Source organism: Acinetobacter entericus (genome assembly GCF_026168575.1).
Lineage (GTDB): Bacteria > Pseudomonadota > Gammaproteobacteria > Pseudomonadales > Moraxellaceae > Acinetobacter > Acinetobacter bouvetii.
The window spans coordinates 1-23439 of the sequence record NZ_JAPEQW010000032.1 but is presented as its reverse complement, the minus strand read 5'-3'; the positions used below and the strand labels follow the sequence as shown (position 1 = coordinate 23439).

Below are 23439 nucleotides of genomic sequence, written 5' to 3'. Positions count from 1 at the left end.
TCAGTAACGCATTTAAACCACGGCAATAACCCTGTAATTCATTCAATAAGCGTGAATTGCTTAGGGCCTGACATTGCCTAAATTTTGTCAAAGCGCATAAAGAATAAGGATGATCATCATGTCCAAAACTGCGGAACATTTTGCACAGGCATTATTTGATGCCGAACAATCCAGACAAGTTATAGCCCCCATTCGTGCAGCACTTGGCGAACAGGCCTCAGTAGATGATGCCTATGCCATTCAAGACATCAATACTGAACGTGCATTAAAGAATGGACGCCGTTTAGTCGGCCGTAAGATTGGTTTGACTTCTGTGGCGGTGCAGAAACAGCTCGGGGTAGATTCACCAGATTTTGGCATGCTGTTTGCCGATATGGCTTATGGCGATAGCGAGGCAATTCCTGCAGGCAAATTGATTCAGCCTAAAGTAGAGGCAGAAATTGCTTTGGTACTTAAGGCCGATTTAAGCCAAGCCAAGCATACCTATGCTGACATTATCAGTGCTACAGACTATGCGCTGGCTGCCATTGAAGTGGTCGATAGCCGAATTGAAAACTGGAAAATCTCACTGCTAGATACTGTGGCTGACAATGCTTCATCGGCAGCCTATGTGCTGAGTTCACAGCCTGTTTCGCTTACAGATGTGGATTTGGTCAATTGCAAAATGCAGATGACACGTGCGGGTGAGGTGGTCTCTGAAGGCATGGGCAAAGCTTGCTTAGCTAATCCTTTAAATTCGGCTGTTTGGCTGGCAGATGAAATGGTCAAGCGCGGGCGTCCATTGCAAAAAGGCGATTTGGTGCTGACAGGCGCTTTAGGTCCAATGGTGGTTGCCCATGCTGGGGATGAATTTCAGGTGCAGATTGAAGGCTTTGGTGCCGTGACTGCTGTATTCGCGCAGTCGAATGGATAAGGAAAAGAGCATGTCAAAAATTAAATGCGCGATTATTGGATCTGGCAACATCGGTACAGATCTGATGATTAAGATTATGCGCAATAGCCAATTTGTAGAAATGGGTGCAATGGTTGGGGTAGACCCAAACTCAGACGGTTTAGCCCGTGCAGCGCGTTTTGGTTTTGAAACTACTGCAGAAAGTGTAGACGGTTTACTTAAACTGCCGTCATTTAAAGACATTAAAATTGTTTTTGATGCGACTTCGGCAGGTGCGCATGCGCACCATAATGCTGTTTTACAGCAGCATGGTATTCAGGTGATTGACCTAACGCCAGCAGCTATTGGCCCTTATGTTGTTCCAGTGGTGAATCTGGATGAACACTTAGATGCGCCAAATATCAATATGGTGACTTGTGGTGGTCAAGCTACCATTCCTATGGTGAAAGCCGTTTCACGCATTGCCAAAGTACACTATGCAGAAATTATTGCTTCGATTGCCAGTAAATCTGCTGGGCCGGGTACGCGCGCCAATATTGATGAATTTACTGAAACTACTTCCAAAGCGATAGAAGAAGTGGGCGGTGCGCAAAAAGGCAAAGCCATCATCATTATGAACCCAGCAGAACCGCCATTAATTATGCGTGACACAGTGTATTGCCTTGCAGAATTGGGAGCGGATCAAGAGGCGATCCGTCAATCAGTTAAAGACATGGCGGATGCTGTACATGCTTATGTGCCAGGTTACCGCTTAAAGCAGGAAGTGCAGTTTGAGGAATTTGGTGCTGACCGACCGCTGAATATTTCAGGGGTAGGAAAACTGACTGGCCTGAAAGTCTCTATCTTCTTAGAAGTAGAAGGCGCGGCGCATTATCTACCCGCTTATGCAGGCAACTTAGACATTATGACCAGTGCCGCATTGGCAGCGGCAGAACGCTTTGCTGAAACGCATCTAAATCAAAAATCAAACTCAAATAGCAATACGGCAGAAGGAGCATAAAATGATTGATCCGCAGCGTAAAATTTATGTTTCTGATGTGACCTTGCGAGACGGCATGCATGCCATCCGCCATCAATATTCCTTAGATCAAGTCCGTCAAATTGCCCGTGCTTTAGATGAAGCGGGTGTGGACAGCATTGAAGTGGCGCATGGCGATGGACTGCAAGGTTCAAGCTTTAACTACGGCTTTGGCGCCCATACCGACCTAGAGTGGATTGAAGCGGTTGCCAGTGAAGTCAAACATGCCAAAGTGGCAACTTTACTGTTACCGGGTATTGGTACGATTCATGATTTAAAAGCGGCTTATGATGCAGGCGCACGTGTGGTGCGTGTAGCAACACATTGCACAGAAGCCGATGTGTCTAGGCAGCATATTGAATATGCGCGTGAACTGGGCATGGACACTGTGGGTTTCTTAATGATGAGCCACATGAATACGCCAGAAGGTTTGGCGCAGCAGGGCAAGCTGATGGAAAGCTATGGCGCACAGTGCATTTATGTGGTGGATTCAGGCGGCGCAATGAATATGTATGACATTGCAGATCGTTTTAAAGCCATGAAAGATGTATTAAAGCCAGAAACTGAAACCGGTATGCATGCACATCACAACTTGAGTTTGGGTGTAGCCAACAGCATTGTCGCGCTGGAACATGGCTGTAACCGTGTAGATGCCAGCTTAACAGGCATGGGTGCTGGTGCAGGCAATGCACCATTGGAAGTGTTTATTGCAGCAGTACAGCGTATGGGCTTAAACCATGGCTGTGATGTGAAAAAGCTGATTGATGCAGCAGAAGATATTGTGCGTCCTTTGCAGGAGCGGCCAGTGCGTGTAGACCGTGAAACGCTGGCGCTAGGCTATGCAGGTGTGTATTCAAGTTTCTTACGCCATACCGAAACAGCTGCACAGAAATATGGTTTATCTGCATTCGATATTTTAGTCGAGCTGGGTAAACGCCGCATGGTGGGCGGTCAGGAAGATATGATTGTGGATGTCGCGCTGAATATGCTGAAAGAGAAGTCGTCAGCATAATGGGTTTGCAGAGATGCCAGTTTTGCATCTCTGCCTTCTTTGGCTAAAAGACATCTTATTCAGAGAAATATGATTGATAAAAGCGGTATTGAAATGGAATTACGTGCGCTTTATTACCCATCGGATACAAGCAATTTTGAAGCGGTACGAAAAAACGGCTTATATCTGCAATATATTGAAAAACAGACTGAAGTACTGTGTTTAGCTGCGGTGCGTCAGAATCCGCGGGCAATTAAATTCGTCAAAAAGCAAACTCCTGAAATTTGCTTACTGGCTGTGAAACAAAATGGCGATTTGCTGCAATACATCCGTGACCCCTCTGAAGAAATTATTCTGCAGGCTGTCAAAAATGAAGGCTTGGCATTGAAGCATGTCCTGTTTCCAAATGCTGAAATCTGCTTGACGGCCGTCAGGCAAAATGGTTTTGCTTTACAATATGTCAAAAATCAAAGCCTGGAAATTTGTGAGGCGGCCGTACGGGCTCATCCGCTTGCCATAAAATATGTGAAGCAGCAAACCAATGAATTATGTGTGAAAGCCATTAAGAAAAATGGGTTGGCAATCCAAAATATTAAAGCGCCAAATGATCTTATGAAGATGATTGCCGTAGAACTGAATCCTATGGTGATTCAATTTATTGAACAGCCCAGCAAAGCCTTGTGCAATTTAGCCGTACAGATTCGGCCTTATGCCATTCAATATTTAAAGCATGCAGATGAAGCGCTTTGGCTGGAAGCCATCATGCATAAACCCAATGTTATTCAGTTTTTGGATTATTATTCTGAAACATTGCTGCAGGCTGCATTGCGGACAAATCCACTGAGCTTTAAATATATTCCGCACAGGTTTAAAACGCAAAACATCTGCGCACGGGCTTTACAGCTCGATGAGAAGAATAAAAGGTATTTGCCTTAAAATGAACAAGGCTGAAGATAATCATGCCGACTTTATTCAGCATTCAGCCCTTCACTTGGTAAGCTTCATTTTGCGCAACGCTAAATCATATTTCCTGTACATTGCGCTGCAATTATTTTGATCTGGTCAGGTCCAAGCTCCAAGTCATCCCATTTGCGCATTTGCTGCATAATCCATTCAAAATCACTGGACTTTACGGCATCCTGCACACCAAATGAACGGATAATTTTTTGTATTTTATAAAATTTATCAACATGCACCCAAGGCGAGCAGTTAAACCGGATAACGTCGCTGCATACCAGCATCTGCCACACTTCATCCAATGATTGCAGGGTTTGTAAATCCTGCTGCGCAAGCTGAATAGCGGTTTCAATAGCTTTTAAGGTATTTGGATGCTGTTTTGCCCACTCCTGAGTTGTGGCTAAAACTTTATCCGCCACTTCAGGAATAATCTGTTTACTGTCTGCAATAACTTGGCTGTAGCCTTGAATTTGCGCTTGAATATTCCAAGGTTCACCGACACAAAATCCGTCAATCAGCTGCGCAGAAATGGCATCGACCATATACGGCGGCGGCAGGGTAGCTAAATGATAATTTCTAGCCAGCGCTGCATCAGCTAAAGCCAGCCACTCACGCAGGCAATAATGATGAATGGATTGCTTAAAGACATGCGCCAGCTGTATTTTTGCGCCACTGTTGACGGCTTCGGCAACTTTTTGTGCAGATTCTTTGGGCGTATCATGTTCAGAAATCTGCAGTTCATGGCACCGTTTTTGACTTAGGCTGATAAAGGCTTTATTGGTGCTGAGCACTAAAGAGGTCTGCAATGGAATTCCTAACTGGTCATCGCCGGTTGCAGCCGCGGGAAGCATTGCAGACAGGCAATGCGCAGCGTCTAAAATTCCAAAGGCTAAGCGGTCGCGCAGGCTGGCCCAAGACGCTTCTTTAACTAAAGTGACATTCAGGCCTTGCGCTTTGAAATAGCCCTGATGCTGTGCCCAGAGAATTGCAGTACAGTCCAGTAAAGGAATATATCCTAGTTGAATGTCGGTTTTTTCCAGCGTATTCATGCGTTATTCCTTAAATTGTGACTGCAGCAGGGCCTGGGCATCAATCAGCCGCCTGGCCATTTCACCCATAGTCATACGGTGGCTCATCGCATTTTTTCTTAATAAGGTAAAGGCTTGCTCTTCTTCAATCCTATGCATCTGCATCAGCAGTACTTTGGCTTTTTCAATATCTTTGCGGTCTGCCAATTTGCATTTAGTTTCGTTAAGATCTTTGAGAAGTTTTTTATGCTTTTTAAATTGCTCAATCGAAATTTCTAAAATGCTCTCCAGTTTCTCTGGGTCTATCCCATCCACAATATAGGCAGTGACACCCGCTTCTATGGCATTTTTAATGGTGTCTTTATGCGAATTTTTGGTAAACAGCACCGTAGGCAGATCAAACTGGCTGACGCAGCTTTCAATAATATCGCGATGCGGATGATCCATATCCAGCAAAATGACATCTGCATGCAGCTGCTGCAGATCGGTACTGTTTAAATGATCGATTAACAGGCAGGCTGTAACCTCGAAGCCATGCTCGATTAATGATTCTTTTATAAAAGAGGCCCGTTCAATATCATCATCGATTAGGGCGATTTTTAGTTTTGGCATGCAAAGACTCAGGCCTATCCTGACATATACTATGCGCATGCAAGCAATTTAGATGCCAACTTACAATCATAGATACAGTCACTTTAAGTAAGGGCTGTATTAAGAGTGTTTTCATCTCATTGCACCATCTTGATGCGTCTTGCATCGTTGCTATGCAGTTTTCAATCAAAACAGGCCGCGCAGCAGAAAAAAAGCTGCAGATCTGATGTTTCCCATCTCTTTAGGCAGGGCAATCCATTAAAACTGTACTTTAAAATACTGCAAAACTAAAAAAATCCATTAATTTTTAAAAGTTGGCATGAACAATGCTTTATTACCAGCAAGTCAAAGAAGACTTGCAAAATTTGAAAGACGGCCAACGATGTCCGTTCTGATCGGCTCTGATATGCATTAGCGGCATATCAGAGCACTACATGCGTTCAGTTCAGTCAGGAGAAGGTTATGTCTTCAAATTTAAATGCTAATAAAGCGACAAAAATAAGTCTATTTAATTTTACTTCAGCAGCAATGCGGGCCTTCCACATGAGTTGGCTCGCATTTTTTGTCTGCTTCTTCGCTTGGTTTGCCTGCGCACCATTAATGCCGGTCATTGCAGGAGAGTTTCATTTAACCAAAGATCAAATCGCCAACATTAACATTGCCGCAGTGGCAATCACCATTATCGTCCGACTGATCGTCGGCCCTTTGTGTGACAAATACGGTCCGCGTAAAACCTATACGGCTTTATTGATCATTGGCGCAATTCCTGTTTTTGGCGTAGCGTCTGCCAACAGTTATGAATCCTTCTTATTCTTCCGTTTATTGATTGGCGCGATCGGCGCAAGCTTTGTCATCACGCAATATCATACCAGCATCATGTTTGCACCGAATGTGGTGGGTACTGCCAATGCAGCAACCGCTGGCTGGGGAAATGCAGGCGGCGGCGCAACTCAAGCCTTAATGCCTTTATTGCTGGGCGCGATCGTCATGTTCGGTGTTGAAAAAACACTGGGGTGGAGAATTGCTTTGCTGGTTCCCGGCATCATGATGATCATCGTGGGCTGCATGTACTGGAAATTTACCCAAGATGCGCCGCAAGGCAACTTTAAAGAGCTTCGTGCACAGGGTGTATCCGTAGGTTCAGATAAAAAAGGCGGCATGGCGATTTTAATGACTGCAGCGCGCAACTACCGGGTATGGATCTTGTTTGGCGCTTATGCGGCATGTTTCGGGATTGAAATCTTCATTCATAACATTATTGCGATGTACTACGTCGACCACTTTAATTTCGGGTTAAAAGAAGCGGGAATGGCAGCAGGAATCTTCGGTTTATTGGCGCTGTTTGCCCGCGCCTTGGGCGGCATTGTGTCAGATAAAGTCGCAACTAAAAAAGGCCTGGATGGCCGTACAAAAGTTTTGTTCCTCATGATCTTAATGGAAGGCTTCTTCCTGATCGTATTCTCACAAATGAATGCGCCAATGTATGCCATTCTCGCAATGACTGTCTTTGCACTGTTTACTCACATGGCATGCGGTGCGACTTATGCATTGGTTCCGTTCATTGACCGTGATGCTTTAGGCGGTGTGGCAGGCATTATCGGTGCAGGCGGTAACGTCGGTGCGGTAGCAGCAGGTTTCCTTCTCAAGGGGATGCTGGATATTCAAACCACATTGATGATTTTAGGCGGCTTGGTGGTGATTGCAGCGAGTTTCGTCCTGATGATCCGCTTCTCGGTTGAACACAAAGAGAAAGAACAAAAACTGTATGAAGAAGCCGTTCAAGAGCGTCACCGCCTTGAGCAAGGTGCAGCCGCCAGCGTTCAACACAACAACATCGCATAAGCCGTTATTTGAAAGATAAGCAAAATATAAGATTGAGGAGATTTGCAATGAAATTAGTCATGATTGGTCATGGTATGGTCGGCCACAAATTCATTGAATCAGTTTTGGAACATGCAGGCGATGAGGTTGAAATCACGATTTTGGCAGAAGAGCCTCGCCTTGCTTACGACCGTGTGCATTTAACAGAATATTTCACAGGTAAATCGGCAAAAGACTTGACGCTATGCCGCACAGACTTTGCCGATGCTTACGGAATCGATCTGCGCCTCAACACCAAAGCCACTGAAATTGATACAGTGAATAAATTGATCACCACCAATCATGGCGAAGTCATTGCATACGATAAATTGGTTCTCGCGACAGGTTCGTATGCTTTTGTTCCGCCAATTCCGGGCAATGACCGTCAAAACTGCTTTGTTTACCGCACTATTGAAGACTTGGATGCAATCCGTGCAGCAAGTTTAAATGCCAAAACGGGTGTGGTGATTGGCGGCGGTTTGCTGGGGCTGGAGGCTGCAAAAGCATTACGAGATTTAGATTTGGAAACGCATGTGGTAGAGTTTGCGCCACGTTTAATGGCAGTTCAAATTGATGATTTAGGCGGTAAAGTTTTACGCTCTAAAATTGAAAATCTAGGGGTGAAAGTCCATACCCAAAAAGCAACATCATGTATTGAAGATGGTGTGAATGCCACACATGTGATGAAGTTTGGCGATGGTTCTGAACTTGAAACCGACATCGTTCTTTTCTCAGCCGGTATTCGCCCGCGCGATGAATTGGCGCGTCAAAGCGGTTTAGCCATTGGTGAGCGTGGCGGTATTGCGATCAATGATTACTGCCAAACCTCTGATGCTGACATTTATGCGATTGGTGAATGCGCATTATGGCAAAATAAAATTTACGGTTTAGTGGCTCCGGGCTATGACATGGCGCGTATTGCAGCTAAACATGTCCTTGAGCAAAGCTGTACTGAATTTGCTGGTGCAGATATGAGCACCAAGTTGAAACTGATGGGTGTCGATGTGGCATCAGTCGGTGATGCGCATGCCATGACCCCAAATTCTCTCAGCTACTTCTACGCAGATGAAGACGCCATGATCTACAAAAAGATCGTGGTGAATGCAGAAAAAACCAAATTGCTTGGTGCAGTTTTGGTGGGGTGTGCCAAAGAGTACAACGACTTATTGCAAATGATGCTGAATGGATTGGAAATTCCTGAGAATCCTGAAAGCCTCATCATGCCAGGCTTTGCACAATCAGGTGCAAAATCGGGTGGCAGTGGTGTGGATTTGCTTCCTGACAGTGCAACGATTTGTTCATGCAACAACGTGTCTAAAGCCGATATTTGTTCGGCAATTCAAGAGGGTTCAACTTCCCTCGGCGCACTGAAAAAATGCACCAAAGCAGCAACGGCCTGTGGCGGTTGCGCTGCATTGGTCACGCAAGTGCTCAAATCTGAATTGCAGCGTCAAGGTGTCACGGTCAATAACCATATTTGCGAGCATTTTGCATACTCACGCCAAGAGCTGTATCACTTGGTCCGTGTGAATGAAATTAAGACTTTTGATGATCTCATTCAACAGCATGGTCATGGCTTAGGCTGTGATATCTGTAAACCGACAGCTGCCAATATTTTGGCATCGTGCTGGAATGACTTTGTATTGAAACCAAGTCATGCAGGCTTACAGGACAGTAATGATTACTATCTGGGGAACATTCAAAAAGATGGCACTTATTCCGTTGTCCCGCGTATGGCAGGCGGTGAAGTCACACCAGATGGCTTAATTGCGGTCGGTCAAATTGCTAAAGAGTACGGTTTATATACCAAACTGACCGGTGGACAACGAGTTGATATGTTTGGTGCGCAACTGCATCAGCTTCCTGAAATTTGGGAAAAATTGATCCATGCAGGTTTTGAGTCAGGACATGCTTACGGCAAATCATTACGTACGGTGAAATCATGTGTCGGCAGCACGTGGTGCCGTTATGGTGTAGATGATTCAGTGGGTTTAGCCATTTTCCTCGAAAATCGCTACAAAGGCTTACGTTCACCGCATAAATTGAAGATGGCGGTGTCAGGCTGTACCCGTGAATGTGCCGAAGCGCAAAGTAAAGATGTCGGCGTCATTGCGACGGAAAAAGGCTGGAACTTATACGTGTGCGGTAATGGCGGGATGAAGCCGCGCCATGCAGAGCTTCTTGCTTCTGACTTAGATACGCAAACCTTGATCAAGTATATCGACCGTTTCTTTATGTTCTATATCCAAACGGCAGACCGTTTACAACGCACTTCGGTATGGCGTGACAACATGGAAGGCGGCTTAGATTATCTCAAAAACGTTATTGTGCATGACTCTTTAGGTGTAGCGGAAGAACTTGAGCGCCGGATGAGCCATGTGGTTGGAACATATCAAGATGAATGGCGTACAGCGGCTGAAGATCCTGAAGTTCGAAAACGCTTCGTGACATTTATCAATGCCAAAGCAGAACAGCAGCAAGATCCTCATGTTCAATTTGCAGAGGTTCGTGGGCAAATTCGCCCAAAAACAGAAGCTGAGCGCGATGCGAGTCGCATCCCAGTGGTTGAGGCTTAACGAATTTAGCGAATAGAACTGCTTTTATTTTACCTTCTTTCATTTCTCCCTTATGGGAGAAACTGAATGAGGGTGTAAATGGATAAAAGAAGTTGGAAAAGGATAATAAAGATGACAGTTTTTAAAGATATGAATGATTTAAATTGGTTAGATGTTTGTGCATTGGATGATATTACCCCAAATACAGGCGTGGGCGCTTTGATTGATGAACAACAAATTGCCATTTTCCGCATCGGTTCAGAAAAGCGGGTGTATGCGCTGAGCAACCAAGACCCGTTTAGTAAAGCTTTTGTGATGTCCCGCGGTATTATTGGCGACTTACAAGGTGAACGTGTGGTGGCTTCTCCAATTTATAAGCAGCATTTCAGCTTGGCGACAGGGCGTTGCTTAGAAGATAAAGATCAAAAGCTCTTGGTTTTCCCAAGCAAGATTGAAAATGGCCGAGTTTTTATCAGCCCGACACCGCAAAAAACTTATATTACCAATAATGCGCCATCTGCTGAAAAGATGAAGTTGGTTCTAGTGGGCAATGGTCTAGCAGGAATGCGTTGTTTAGAAGATCTATTGGACATGGCGCCTGATCGTTATGACGTAACGGTGATTGGTGAAGAGCCATGGGGCAACTACAACCGCATTATGCTTTCGCCAGTCCTGTCAGGCGATAAAACCATCGATGATATTATGCTGCATCCGCATGCATGGTATGCCGATAAAAATATTCGCTTTATTGCAGGCGATGCCGCGGTGCGCATTGATCGTCCACGTAAGCAAGTTTATACCGAAAAAGGCTTAATGGTGGATTATGATCGCCTCATTTTGGCGACAGGTTCTAAACCGTTTATTCCACCTGTCAACGGGGCAAATCTTGACGGTGTCATTAGCTTCCGTGACATTTATGATGTTAATAAAATGCTGGATTACTGCAAAGTTAAACAAAATGCTGTGGTGATTGGCGGTGGCCTATTAGGTTTAGAAGCCGCCTATGGTTTAAAACAACGGGGCATGAATGTAACCGTGCTGCATCTAATGAATCGCATCATGGAGCGTCAATTGGATGCGAAAGCCAGTCAAATGCTGCGTCATTGTATTGAACAAAAAGGCATTTCAATTATCACTGAAGCCAATACCGAAGCTTTGCTTGCAGATGACCATGGTCACGTCAAACAAGTTCGCTTGAAAGATGGCACAGTGTTAGATGCAGATCTCGTGGTTTTTGCTGTGGGTATTCGTCCAAATATGGCATTGGCTCAAAGTGCAGGCTTGCGCTGTAACCGCGGTGTGTTGGTCAATGACACCATGCAAACCTATGACCCAAGTATTTATGCTGTGGGTGAATGTATTGAACATCGCAACCAAACTTTTGGATTGGTCGAACCGTTGTGGGGACAAGCCTTTATTTGCGCATCGCACTTGGCCGAACACGGCAGCTTGACTTTCAAAGCGCCTATTGTACCGACGCAACTGAAAGTGAGCGGTTGTGATGTGTTTTCTGCGGGCCGTATTGACTTAGAAAGTGCCGAACCTGCTGAAGACTTTGAGGACATCGTTCTAAATGATGAGAAACGTCAAATCTATAAACGTATTATTATCCAAAAAGATAAAGTTGTCGGTGCAGTGTTGTTTGGTGACACTGAAGATGGTGCTTGGTATGCAGAACTGATTTCTGATCAAACTGCAATTGGCAGTATTCGTAATAAATTGCTCTTTGGTAAGGATTTTGCTTTAAAGAAAGCAGGGTAAAAGCAATCCCCCCTAACCCCTCTTTAAAAAGAGTGGGATGTCCTAATCTTAAAATAAATTAGGTATTGAAATTCCCTTCTTTGAAAAAGGAGGGTTAGGGAGGATTAAAAGTTAATAGTATTCAAAATTATTGAAATTTAAAGTAATACCTTGTTGGAATGGGAATAAGGAGCACAGCAGACAATGAATAGTATCCCTGTAATGGAACTGCACAGCTCCACAGAAAATAAAGTCAAAGTGACTCAGACCACCTGTCCTTACTGTGGTGTAGGTTGTGGTGTCACCGCAACAGTAGAAGAAACTGTACTCGGGCAAAAAGTAACGGTGGTTGGTGATGTCAATCATCCATCCAACTTTGGAAAACTCTGCATTAAAGGCAGTAATTTAGCCGATACCATAGGGCTAGAAACCCGTGTCTTGCAGCCGATGCTGGGGCGTAAAACACAAGCATTACATACCCGCCAAGCAACAGATTGGGATATTGCAACTGATCTAATTACCAATAAATTTCAACAATGTATTGAGCAATATGGTCGTGACAGCATTGCATTTTATGTCTCAGGACAATTATTGACTGAAGACTATTATGTGGTGAATAAATTCGTCAAAGGCTACTTAGGCACTGCCAATATTGATACCAACTCCCGGCTATGTATGTCTTCTGCGGTAGCAGCGCATAAACGTGCTTTTGGAGAAGACCTCGTTCCTGCAAGTTATGACGATTTTGAACACACTGACATGGTGGTTTTAGTTGGTTCAAATACTGCTTGGTGTCATCCTGTGTTGTATCAACGCATTATGAAAGCTAAGGAGGAAAGAGATTTATTTGTCGTGGTGATCGACCCGCGTTTTACTGCGACCTGTGAAGCTGCCGATTTGCATTTGCCAATTCTGATTGGGCAAGATGTATCATTATTCAATGGTTTATTACAGTATTTATATCAAAATGATCATGTCGACCAAGCTTTTGTTCAAAGCCATACACAAGGTTTAGACGCTCTATTAGAAAGCTCACAGCCTGAGTCAGACATTGAAGCTGTTGCTGCGAAAACAGGTATTTCGCTAGAAAAACTACAACTGTTCTTTGAGAAATTTTCCCAAACTGAAAAGGTGATGACGCTATTTTCCATGGGGGTCAATCAATCTTCTCGTGGTGTGGATAAAGCCAATAGCATTATCAATGCTCATCTCCTCACAGGGAAAATAGGGAAGCTCGGTGCTGCGCCATTTTCTATGACAGGTCAGCCGAATGCCATGGGTGGCCGTGAAGTTGGTGGTTTAGCTAATATGCTGGCAGCGCATATGGATTTGGATAATCCAAAGCATCAACAACTTGTGCAAAGTTTTTGGAATAGCCCAACCATTGCCACACAAGCAGGCTTGAAAGCAGTAGATCTATTTGAAGCAGTAGAAAGTGGCAAAATCAAAGCCATTTGGATTATGGCAACCAATCCTGTGGTGAGTTTGCCGAATGCAGATCAGGTTAAACGTGCTTTAGACGCATGTGAATTTGTCGTGGTTTCAGATATTTGCAAAGAGACAGACACCACGCAATATGCAGATGTGTTATTGCCTGCACTCGGGTGGGGTGAAAAAGACGGTACTGTGACCAATTCGGAACGCCGTATTTCAAGACAACGCGCCTTTTTAGCTGAGCCTGAACTTGCCAAAGCCGATTGGTGGACGGTGTCACAAGTGGCGAAAAAGCTTGGTTTTGCTGGTTTTGATTTTGAAAGTAGCCATGACATTTTCAAAGAACATGCGCAACTTTCAGCTTTCCAAAATGCAGAAATTTCTAAACGCGCAGAAGTAGAAAACTTCCGATATTTCAATCTCAGTGGTTTAACCGATCTTTCAGTATTTGAATATAACGAGCTTGATCCTGTGCAATGGCCACTCATTCAAAAAGGGCAAAGTGAAAGCGCTTATGCGCAACTGTTTGCACAAGGGCAGTTCAGCCATGCTGATGGCAAGGCAAAACTCATTGCAACGACTGCAATAGATCCATTGCATCAAACAGATAGTGAATACCCGTTGATCTTAAATACAGGGCGAATTAGGGATCAGTGGCATACCATGACCCGTACAGGTTTATCAGCCAATTTAAGTACCCATAAAGCTGAACCTTATTGTGAAATTCATCCGAATGATGCACTGAAATATGGTTTAAAAGATGGTGAATTGGTTGAGATTAAATCCGCATGGGGCAATTGTGTTTTACGTGCTGTGGTCAGCGATAATATTCGCCGTGGACAAATTTTTGCATCGATTCATTGGAATGATCAATTCGCTTCAGATGCTCGGATTGGCAAAGTGGTCAATCCAGTGGTGGACGCGATTTCAGGCGAACCTGAATTTAAACATACCCCTGTGATGATTCATCCTTTTTATACGCAGTGGCAGGGGGTGTTCTATGTGCGTGAAGGCTTTGAGCATATCGTCAAAAAACCAATTGAAAATACAGTATGGTGGACAAAGATTCAAACCGCTAAAGCGGTGCGCTATGAGTTGGCTGACCGCCGCCGTTTTACGCAAACTACAGAGCACTTAAAAGAACTGTTACCATTTGAAGATGAGAGTTTTGAATGGCTCAATCTTGAAGATCAAACTGCGCATATCAGCCATAGTGTGGTGTTGCAAGATGGTCAATTGATTGCAAGCTTATATATTGCCCCGAAAGCTTTATTGCCTGATCGTGATTGGGTAGCCAGCCTATTTAAACGTGAACGATTAAGTGCCATGCACCGTAAAGCTTTGCTTGCCGGACAAGCGATGTCAATGGGGAATAGTGAAGGACCATTGGTGTGCAGCTGCTTCAAAGTGGGTAAAAATCGAATTATTGACACCATTAAAGAAAAAAATATCAGCAATGAAAAGCAAGTCACTGCCTGTTTAAAAGCGGGCGGAAATTGCGGTTCATGTTTGCCTGAAATTCGTGGTTTGATCAAAGCATGCCAAGCGGAGGCTATTGAATGAAAAGAACAATATTCAAACCTGTGACTTACCCAGAAACAGAAGTCGTGATTTTGGCGGGCGGCCAGGCGCGCCGTATGAATGGCATCAATAAATTGCTGCAAAAATTTGATGATCAAATTCAACTGATTAAAATTCACCAGCAGTTAAAATCACGAGCAACCAAGGTATGGGTCAACAGCCATCGAGATCATTCTATTTATGAGCGGCTGATTCCGTCGATTGGCTTTTTTGAAGATGAGGTAACAGGCTTTCAAGGCCCGCTGATGGGAATGAAAAGTGCGTGGGCGCATGTGCAATCGGATTATGTGATGTTCGTACCCTGTGATGTGACCTTTATTCCTAAAAAGGTATTTTCGCGGCTGCATCAGGCCATGCAGCAAGACCCTAACTGTGGTGTTGCTATTGTTGAAATCAATGACCGGGCGCTGTATCCATTTTGTTTGTTAAAACGGAGCAGTTTGCCGGCATTAATTCAGCACCTTGCACAAAATCAGCGCAGCTTAAGGCAGTGTTTTGCAGATTTGCACCCGCAAGTGGCACGTTTTAAAAATCATGCACTGTTTTTTCATAGCATTAACTCTTTAGATGAACTGCAGCAGCACAAACAGCTTCAGCTGCTTTAAATTCCACTGGCCTAAAAATGGAATTCACTCTCACAGCGGATCTGAATAGATTTTATGCATTAAAAAATCACAATAATTTAGAAGATTTAAAAAAAAATATAAAAGGCGTGAAAGATGCGCAAAGTTGGAACATTTTTTGCAATTTATTGATTATCGAATAGAACATTTTGTACTGAGGCAGTTTCACAATGTGCAAAGACAGCGCAGAAGCTATGGACCATTGACATGAACAGCATGACAACTTTACAGCGAGATAATCTGTTCCCGGCTTTCCAAGATCAGTTTGGACGGGAAAAGCGCAAACTGCGCATTTCCGTGACAGACCGCTGTAACTTTAAATGTGTTTACTGTATGCCAGAGCATCCAGAATGGATGAAAAAACATGATTTATTGAGTTTTGAAGAACTTTTCATTTTTTGTGAATTTATGGTGAAAAATGGCATTGAGCAAATCCGCATAACTGGCGGTGAGCCATTAATGCGCCGTGGTGTCATGCATTTTGTTGCGCAATTACAGGTTTTGCGCGCGTATGGCTTAAAGCGGATTTCCATGACTACTAACGGGCATTATCTAAAACAATACGCCAGTGCTTTAAAACAGGCAGGGTTGGATGATTTAAATATCAGCCTAGACAGTTTAGACCCCGTACAGTTTTTTGAGCTGACCAAGAAACATTTAGAGCCCGTTTTAGAAGGCATTCAAGCGGCTCAGCAGGCCGGTTTTAAAATTAAAATCAATGCCGTTCTCATCAAAGGCTTCAATGAAAAGCAAATTTTGCCCTTAAGTAATTGGGCAAAAAGCATAAATGTGGAGCTGCGGTTTATCGAGTTTATGCCTTTGGACGGTGATCAAAATTGGACTAAAGACAGCATTGTGAGTGAACAAGAAATATTAGATGAGCTGGCTTCAGTTTTTGAAGTGAACACCCTGCAAGGACAAGGGGCTCATCCGGCGCGTACATATACGGTTGATGGCATGCCCATAGGCATCATTTCAACCATTACCAACTCATTTTGCGGAACCTGTGACCGCTTGCGCTTAAATGCGCAGGGTGAGTTTTTCAATTGCTTATTTTCAACTCAAGGTATGCCGCTAAAACGGCATATCCAACAGCTGATGAAAGGAGGCATTCGCTCAGATACTAAGCTGAAAACAGTATTGAACAGCTACATTTGGTCCAAAGAGCAAGGCTTTCATGCCATTCAGGAAAAGCAAAACAGTCATGAAAACCTGAACCAAAATTCCAGAAAAATCAGCATGCATATGATCGGAGGTTAATATGGAAGCGCAATTCATTAACCCTATAACAGTCAAAATTGAATCTTATGGCGCCATTGAACGCCAATTGCCGCATGACCTCAGTGTGCAATGCGAAACAGATAGCTTTGTTTCAGAGGTACTGCATCAAATCATTCAACAATACCCATCAGCAATAAGCTTACTGGAACGCTGCGCCTGTGCAGTGGGTGAAGACATTGTTCACCGCAATGCCGTTTTAACCTCAGACAGCACATTGGTCTTGCTGTCACCAGTTGCAGGGGGATGATATGGAACTGAAGCAGTTTTCACGCGTGCAGGCGCATGCTTTTGGGCAAGAGATTTTTGATGGCATTGATTGCTATCCAGAATGCGGCGGCATCGGGATTTTTGTTGGCACTGTGCGCAATCATCATGAAGGGAAGGCCGTTAAAGCGCTGAAATACACCGCTTATGCGCCTGTAGCGGAAAAAATGATCCGCCAAATTGAACAGGACATCCAGCTTAAACACGCTGTTTCGTATGTGCGGGTTGTACACCGTATTGGCGCTTTGAAAATTGGTGATACCGCCATTATTGCGGTAGCTTATGCACCGCACCGCCGCGAAGCATTTGCTGCCTGCGAAGAAGCTGTAGAGCGGGTAAAGCATGAAGTGCCCGTCTGGAAAGAAGAGTTTTATATGGATGGTTCCAGTCAATATGTAGAAGGCTGCTGTATCCGTAAAGATCATGATGAGCATTCATCACATCATTATGAACATCAGCATTGCAGCCATGATCATCATGAGCTGCTTATACAGCGCACCGAGCAGCTCAATGCCAATATTTACCAATGGCATCTGTAGTTGTGTGACCTCAATAATCAATCTAAGCAAAATTGCAAAAACAGGGCAGGAAGAGCGCAATGAAAAATGTAGGGATGAAAGCGGAAAGCTACCGTACAGCAATAGCAACAGGCATATTGCATGCTCCGCCTCATTGCATTGAACTGCTGCGCAACGGCAATACCGAGAAAGGGGATGCGCTGAAAACTGCGCGCATAGCAGGCATATTAGGGGCAAAACGTACTGATGAACTGATTCCTTTATGTCATCCATTGCCGATTTACCGTGCAGATGTGGAATACGAATTGTTTGATGCACATGTGGAAATTATTGCCGTTGTCGAAACCATTGGCCCAACAGGGGTAGAGATGGAAGCTTTGACAGCAGTCAGCCTTGCGGGCTTAACTCTGTACGATATGCTGAAACCGCATTGTGAGCCGGAAGATTTATGCCTAGACCAAGTAAAGCTGCAGAAGAAAAAAGGCGGAAAATCGCACTTCACCCGCGTACTGAAAGAAGCCATGCCAGCATCGGTGATTGTGCTTTCGGATACTGTCGCAGCAGGTAAAAAACCAGATACAGCGGGACACAATGTTTTAGAAATTTTACAGGACGCAAACTTCACAAGCATTGATTATAAAGTGATTCCAGACAGTCCAGAGCAGTTATTGGCGCTGATTGAGCAGCAGAAAAATCATTATCCACTCATATTAACGGTGGGCGGCACAGGCTTGGGCCCTAAAGATTTAACTGTGGAAACGATTCAGCCGCTATTGAAGCGCGAAATTCCAGGATTAATGGAGGCTTCACGCAGCTTTGGGCAAAAACGCACGCCTTATGCTGCGCTCAGCCGAGGTGTGGCAGGCTATATTGAAAATAGCTTAGTGATTACGTTACCAGGCAGCCGCCAAGGCGCAAAAGAATCGTTAACCGCAATTTTGCCAGCTTTGGTTCATCTTTTTGATGTGCAAAAAAATATTCCTCATGCAGGCGGGTATCAATAATGTCAGCGTGTGGCGCAGAATATGGCTTGATTTCAATAGATCAAGCATTGTCATTGATTCAACAACGTGCCCAAGCTGGGTGCGTTGAAATCATTGATTTAAATTCAGCATTACATCGTTATTTGGCGGAAAGTGTTTATTCGAATATTAATCTGCCAATGTTTTCACAAAGCGCAGTCGATGGTTATGCCATACATGCGGATGATGTGATTCAAGCTGATTCAACTTTTGCATTGATTGGTGAAATTAGAGCAGGGCAATCCGCTGAGTTTGAATTAAAACATGGTCAAGCCGTTCGAATATTTACAGGTGCTCAAATTCCTAATGGAACGACAACCATTGCCAGACAGGAAATAGTTAAAGCAGTCAATTCAAAATTTGTGGATTCAGAACGAATTGATCCGAAATCAGAGGAAACTAAATCAATTACGCTCACTGACAACTTAAAAGCACATGCAGATATTCGTGATATTGGAGAAGAAATTTCAGTTGGGCAGTGCCTTGCGGAAAAAGGGCAACAACTGACTGCTGGCGCAATTGCTGCGCTAAGTATGGCAGGCATTCAACAAGTTCTAGTTTTTCAATATCCGAAAGTCGCTGTGGTGATTACTGGAGATGAAGTGGCTGAAATGGTTGAAGATTTCGCTTCGGGTAAGATTTTCGATGCCAATGCACCTTTGATTCAAGCATGGTTTAAGCAGCGCAATCACACGGTGGAAATTTTTCATGTTGCTGATACAGAACTAGCCGTAAAAACATTATTAGATGATTTAAGTCAAAATTATCAACTGATTCTTACCACAGGCGGTGTATCTGTTGGCGATTATGACTTTATTCGCCCTGTGGCTTTAGATTTAGGTTTTGAGCAAATTTTTTGGAAAGTAAAACAAAAACCGGGTAAGCCGATGTTTTTTGCCGAGCTTCAAAAAACGGATCAAACCAGCTGTTACTTACTGGGTTTACCAGGGAATCCAGCTGCGGTTTATGTCGGTATGCAAATCTATACCTCAACTTTATTGGATGCATTGCAAGGTCAGGCATCGTCTTTGCAATGGTTTAGCGCTGAACTGAGTCATGATTTGAAAGCTGACGCAAGAGAGCGATTTTTGAGAATGTCAGTTCAATTTGATCAGGCAAAGTTAAAAGTTCAAAGCTTGGCAAAGCAGCAATCACATATGTTAAGTAATTTAATGCAAGCCAATTGTTTAGTGCGCATTCCAGCAGGAGAACAAATTGAGGCTGGGCAAATTGTTCAAGGTATTTTTATTTAATAGCAATGCATTCAACGTATTTAACTGATATTAATAGGAGTAGGTTAATGATTAAAAGAATGATTTTGAGTGCCGCATTATTGACAGCAGTCAATTTAAGTCATGCAGATACCGTCAAAGTTTATGCGGCGGCCAGTCTGACCAATGCCATGAATGATATTGTTAAAATTTATGAAAAACAAAAACCTAAAACGGATGTGGTTGCCATATATGGCGCATCGTCTGCATTGGCGAAACAGGTTGAAGCTGGTGCCAAAAGTGATGTGTTTTTTTCAGCAGATTTGGATTGGATGAACTACCTGATTCAAAAGCAAATCGTCAATGCCAATCAAGCCAAACCAATTCTATACAACCAATTGGTACTCATTAGCCCTAAAAATTTAAATATTCCGTTTAAAGCAGACAGCAATTTTAATTTTGCTAAAGCCTTTCATGGGCATTTGTGTACAGGACAAATGGAATCTGTCCCTGCAGGTAAATATGCCAAACAAAGTTTGATTAAACTCAATTGGTTAGACAGTCTGAAAGGGCGTATTGTCGGTACAGATGATGTACGTTCTGCCTTGGCTTTTGTTGAACGTGGCGAATGTGAGGCCGGAATTGTGTATAAAACCGATGCTTTGATAAGTCAAAAAGTCAAAATTATCGGGACTTTTCCAGAAAACTCGCACCATCCTATAGTGTATCCAATCGCTTTGACCAAACAGGGTGAACAAAACACTGAAGCTGTACAATTCAAAAAGTTTGTAGAAACCAATCCGCAAGCCAAAGCTGTATTTAAAAAATATGGTTTTAGCATTGGTCGATAAATGTTATTGATACCTTAATTGGCAAAGAATAATAAGAAGAGGACGATGTTTAGCCCTGAAGAGTTAAGTGCCTTATACTTATCCGCTAAAGTTGCACTATTTGCAACGCTGATCTGCTTGCCTTTTGCAGTCGCATTGGCTTGGTATTTGGCACGTTATGAGTTTAGGCTTAAGTTTTTAGTTGAAGCGATTCTACAATTGCCAATGGTGCTGCCACCCGTAGTTCTTGGTTATTTGCTCTTGATGTTGTTTGGCAATAAGGGTTGGATTGGACAATACCTCAGTCAAATTGGCATTGAACTGGCATTTAATTGGAAAGGGGCAGTGCTCGCTTCAATGATTGTGGCATTTCCATTGATGGTGCAACCGATCCGATTGTCTTTTCAATTGATTAATCAGCAACTTGAACAAATTGCAGGCTCATTGGGCGCCAGTCCATTTAAAGTATTTTTGAGTATCAGTTTACCTTTGGCTTTACCGGGTATCATGATTGGAAGCATTCTGTGTTTTAGCCGAAGTTTGGGCGAATTTGGTGCAACCATTACCTTTGTGGGAAATATTCCAGATGAAACTCGAACTATTCCTATTGCTATTTATTCTTTTTTACAACAGCCGGATGGCGAGCAAATGGCAATGCGGTTAGTCGCCTTATCCTTAGTTTTGGCTTTTGGGGCTTTAATCGCAAATTATTTTATCCTGCAAAAATATCAACAAAAATTAAAAGGATAAGCCCATGTTATCTTGCGATTTTCAGTATCAAACTTTAGATTTTCAACTCAATATGCAATTGAAAATGCAAGATCAACTCTTGGGAATTGTGGGCGCATCAGGCAGTGGCAAAAGTACATTTTTAAAATGCTTAGTGGGTTTATTGCAACCTCAACAAGGCGTTATTGAGTTTCAAAATCAGACTCTATTCGACTCAAAACAGCATATCCATGTTCCTATGCATCAACGAAAAATAGCGCTTATTTTTCAAAATGCATTGTTGTTTCCACATATGAATGTACTGCAAAACTTACACTATGCTGAGAACTTAGTGATTGAAAATCAACGTAAATTTAATTTTGAGCACATTATTGATTTATTAGAATTGAGACCTTTAATTCAACGCAAAGCGCATCAGCTTTCAGGTGGTGAGGCGCAGCGTGTTTCTATAGGTCGAGCGTTATTATCATCACCAAATTTATTATTGTTAGATGAACCATTAACAGGTTTAGATAGTCGTTTAAAACAGCAAATTTTACCATTTTTAAAGCGATTAAAAGATGAGATCGATTTACCGATGGTTTATGTGACGCATCATGTGGATGAAATTGAATATTTACAGGGTACGATGTTACAGATTGAACATGGTTATATTGATTATGGTTAAAAGTTTTTAGTGTTAAGCTAATTCTTAATAAATGTGCTGATTAAGTAAAAGGAAGTTAGAATTCAAATTGTAGAGCAACCAAGTCAAATGATTAGAGATACAATTGTTATTCCCAAGTAGAAATGTCCTATACAGACATTTCCAAGTCAAGTACAGGATTCAGATTTCGTTGTTGAATTGATGCTTTCTGTGCTCTTCTACTTGGCATTGCTTGTGAGCGATTTCGTTTGTTTTGCTGTTCTAATTCTTCATGCTGCTGTTGAATATGATTGAGAACAGTACCCAAAACCGCTTATTCTTAACGATCTCTCGCTGGTTGAGCTGACTTAATTTATCGAAGACGCTGTAATTGATCTTCCGACCTTCATGCATGATGGCCACAGTACCATCTGGGTATTCCAGAAACTCAATATACTTCCCCATGAACCTCTGATTTTCTTCTGTATTTTCCAACAGATAACGCATTTATCATAACTAATGGTCAAGCTGTTCGTAACTCTGCGGGGTTCTCTCCATGTAAAATATCATCTAATTCTTCAGCTGTTTCAGTCACAATTCGGTGTAGATTCTTAGGATTAAAGGCCGTCTTTGCAAACTTGAGATTGAACTGCTCAATAAAGCAGGGCAACCATTCCATTTATTTGCATCTGCAATCGAACAGATACCTTCAAGACGCATTTCCTTAATTAGACGGTTCTGAAGGGTTCGGTTGGCCCGTTCTACACGGCCTTTGGTTTGTGAGGAATTGGCGAAGATGATATCGATATTCAGGGTATTGAGTACACGTCCAAATTGCGTAATCTTGGAGTCTTTCTTGCTGCTTTGATTGACCCTGAATACAGAATGTTTATCACTATAGAACGCTAAGGGCTTACCGTGTTGTTCCACATACAGACGTGTTGAAATCATATAATCAAAGGTTGACTCTGATTCACAGAAGCGCAGATGCAGCAGCTTTCCTGTGGCTTCATCAATAACACCAACAGACAGAATTTAGCTGCGCGTCCTTCGAACCAGTCATAGTGAGAGCCATCGATTTAAATCAGCTCACCGAAACAGTCATGGTTATACCGAGGTTGATACGGGCGTTTCAGGCGCTTGGTGCGAGGAATCCATAGATCTGCTGCAATCATCCAGGAACGCAGTGTTTCCACAGAAATATTAATACCATGAATGGTGGTCAGCTTTTCATGCGCTAAAGTCNAGGCGCTTGGTGCGAGGAATCCATAGATCTGCTGCAATCATCCAGGAACGCAGTGTTTCCACAGAAATATTAATACCATGAATGGTGGTCAGCTTTTCATGCGCTAAAGTCGGTCCGAAACCATGCAGTTGATCAGAAACAATATTGAGGCACTTGAGTCTGAGTTCTTCAGGAAGCTTGGAGTTGCTCATTTGGCCACGTCTAGCATGGGCTAATGCAGCTTGGGCCTTGAGCTTTGTATTTCTGCAGTAAGCGTCTAATCTGATGTTCTGAAATATGGAGTAGCTGAGCAGCATTGGATTGGATAATAAGTTGATCGCAGATTTCCTGTAAAACCGACAATCGTTTAAGTTCTTTATCCAACATAGACACCAACATCTCATTTGGGCTTACAATAATTGTTATTCACCAATTAAAATGTCTATGCGATAAACCATTTAAAA

General features: G+C 43.2%; 19 protein-coding genes and 2 pseudogenes. 17 read left to right on the top strand and 4 right to left on the bottom strand.

Features of this window, described 5'->3' with window-relative positions; translation table 11 throughout:
* The first annotated feature begins 118 nt into the window (after positions 1 to 118).
* The 4 genes from OKC24_RS16970 to OKC24_RS16955 all read left to right on the top strand — a co-directional run bounded on the left by OKC24_RS16970 (position 119) and on the right by OKC24_RS16955 (position 3837).
* The gene (locus OKC24_RS16970; protein WP_265466042.1) at positions 119 to 913 is read left to right on the top strand and encodes a 2-keto-4-pentenoate hydratase; all 795 of its coding nucleotides are present in this window, start codon (positions 119 to 121) and stop codon (positions 911 to 913) included.
* A 10-nt stretch (positions 914 to 923) separates the two neighbouring features.
* Positions 924 to 1892: an acetaldehyde dehydrogenase (acetylating) gene (locus OKC24_RS16965; protein WP_130145828.1), complete on the top strand. Its 969-nt coding sequence runs from the start codon at positions 924 to 926 to the stop codon at positions 1890 to 1892.
* A 1-nt stretch (position 1893) separates the two neighbouring features.
* Positions 1894 to 2922 carry a 4-hydroxy-2-oxovalerate aldolase gene (gene dmpG / locus OKC24_RS16960; protein ID WP_131275700.1) on the top strand — a complete coding sequence of 343 codons (1029 nt, stop codon included), beginning with the start codon at positions 1894 to 1896 and terminating at the stop codon, positions 2920 to 2922.
* Positions 2923 to 2991: 69 nt separating this feature from the next.
* Positions 2992 to 3837 (top strand): DUF4116 domain-containing protein, encoded by an 846-nt coding sequence (locus OKC24_RS16955; RefSeq protein ID WP_131275699.1) that lies wholly within the window; start codon positions 2992 to 2994, stop codon positions 3835 to 3837.
* Positions 3838 to 3917: 80 nt separating this feature from the next.
* Here the strand turns inward: OKC24_RS16955 and OKC24_RS16950 are convergent, their stop codons facing one another.
* Together OKC24_RS16950 and OKC24_RS16945 are read right to left on the bottom strand one after the other, a co-directional pair.
* A complete protein-coding gene (locus tag OKC24_RS16950; RefSeq protein WP_130145834.1) occupies positions 3918 to 4907 on the bottom strand; it encodes an ABC transporter substrate-binding protein in 990 nt (329 codons plus the stop codon).
* Positions 4908 to 4910: 3 nt separating this feature from the next.
* Entirely contained in the window at positions 4911 to 5498 is a 588-nt protein-coding gene (locus OKC24_RS16945; protein ID WP_130145836.1) for an ANTAR domain-containing response regulator, read from the bottom strand.
* Between the two features lie 441 nt (positions 5499 to 5939).
* On the opposite strand from OKC24_RS16945, the gene OKC24_RS16940 reads away from it, so the two are divergent.
* The 13 genes from OKC24_RS16940 (at position 5940) to OKC24_RS16880 (ending at position 21792) form a co-directional block, all read left to right on the top strand.
* Positions 5940 to 7319, top strand: a complete 1380-nt coding sequence (locus tag OKC24_RS16940) for an MFS transporter (protein ID WP_130145838.1) — start codon at positions 5940 to 5942, stop codon at positions 7317 to 7319.
* 47 nt (positions 7320 to 7366) lie between these two features.
* Entirely contained in the window at positions 7367 to 9913 is a 2547-nt protein-coding gene (gene nirB, locus OKC24_RS16935) for a nitrite reductase large subunit NirB (protein WP_131275698.1), read from the top strand.
* A gap of 111 nt (positions 9914 to 10024) precedes the next feature.
* Positions 10025 to 11653, top strand: coding sequence for a nitrite reductase small subunit NirD (gene nirD / locus OKC24_RS16930; protein WP_130145842.1), 1629 nt, complete (start codon positions 10025 to 10027; stop codon positions 11651 to 11653).
* Between the two features lie 183 nt (positions 11654 to 11836).
* The gene (locus OKC24_RS16925) at positions 11837 to 14629 is read left to right on the top strand and encodes a nitrate reductase (protein WP_130145844.1); all 2793 of its coding nucleotides are present in this window, start codon (positions 11837 to 11839) and stop codon (positions 14627 to 14629) included.
* Entirely contained in the window at positions 14626 to 15252 is a 627-nt protein-coding gene (gene mobA, locus OKC24_RS16920; RefSeq protein WP_130145846.1) for a molybdenum cofactor guanylyltransferase, read from the top strand. Before OKC24_RS16925 ends, mobA begins: the two co-directional genes overlap by 4 nt.
* Positions 15253 to 15477: 225 nt before the next feature.
* Positions 15478 to 16530 (top strand): GTP 3',8-cyclase MoaA, encoded by a 1053-nt coding sequence (gene moaA, locus OKC24_RS16915; RefSeq protein WP_130145848.1) that lies wholly within the window; start codon positions 15478 to 15480, stop codon positions 16528 to 16530.
* Position 16531: 1 nt separating this feature from the next.
* A complete protein-coding gene (locus OKC24_RS16910; protein WP_130145850.1) occupies positions 16532 to 16798 on the top strand; it encodes a MoaD/ThiS family protein in 267 nt (88 codons plus the stop codon).
* A gap of 1 nt (position 16799) precedes the next feature.
* Positions 16800 to 17354, top strand: a complete 555-nt coding sequence (locus OKC24_RS16905; RefSeq protein WP_130145852.1) for a molybdenum cofactor biosynthesis protein MoaE — start codon at positions 16800 to 16802, stop codon at positions 17352 to 17354.
* Between the two features lie 59 nt (positions 17355 to 17413).
* A complete protein-coding gene (gene moaCB, locus OKC24_RS16900; RefSeq protein WP_130145854.1) occupies positions 17414 to 18337 on the top strand; it encodes a bifunctional molybdenum cofactor biosynthesis protein MoaC/MoaB in 924 nt (307 codons plus the stop codon).
* The gene (locus tag OKC24_RS16895; protein WP_131275697.1) at positions 18337 to 19608 is read left to right on the top strand and encodes a molybdopterin molybdotransferase MoeA; all 1272 of its coding nucleotides are present in this window, start codon (positions 18337 to 18339) and stop codon (positions 19606 to 19608) included. The genes moaCB and OKC24_RS16895 overlap by 1 nt, the downstream gene beginning before the upstream one ends.
* Positions 19609 to 19655: 47 nt before the next feature.
* Positions 19656 to 20417 (top strand): molybdate ABC transporter substrate-binding protein, encoded by a 762-nt coding sequence (gene modA, locus OKC24_RS16890; RefSeq protein ID WP_131275696.1) that lies wholly within the window; start codon positions 19656 to 19658, stop codon positions 20415 to 20417.
* A 45-nt stretch (positions 20418 to 20462) separates the two neighbouring features.
* Positions 20463 to 21146 carry a molybdate ABC transporter permease subunit gene (gene modB / locus OKC24_RS16885; RefSeq protein WP_130145860.1) on the top strand — a complete coding sequence of 228 codons (684 nt, stop codon included), beginning with the start codon at positions 20463 to 20465 and terminating at the stop codon, positions 21144 to 21146.
* Positions 21147 to 21150: 4 nt separating this feature from the next.
* Positions 21151 to 21792: an ATP-binding cassette domain-containing protein gene (locus OKC24_RS16880; RefSeq protein ID WP_130145862.1), complete on the top strand. Its 642-nt coding sequence runs from the start codon at positions 21151 to 21153 to the stop codon at positions 21790 to 21792.
* A 127-nt stretch (positions 21793 to 21919) separates the two neighbouring features.
* On the opposite strand, the pseudogene OKC24_RS16875 reads toward OKC24_RS16880, so the two are convergent.
* Together OKC24_RS16875 and OKC24_RS20135 are read right to left on the bottom strand one after the other, a co-directional pair.
* Positions 21920 to 22997, bottom strand: a pseudogene (locus OKC24_RS16875) (ISNCY family transposase); the annotation flags it as partial.
* Positions 22998 to 23019: 22 nt separating this feature from the next.
* Positions 23020 to 23362: pseudogene (locus OKC24_RS20135) on the bottom strand (helix-turn-helix domain-containing protein); the annotation flags it as partial.
* Positions 23363 to 23439: the final 77 nt, after the last annotated feature.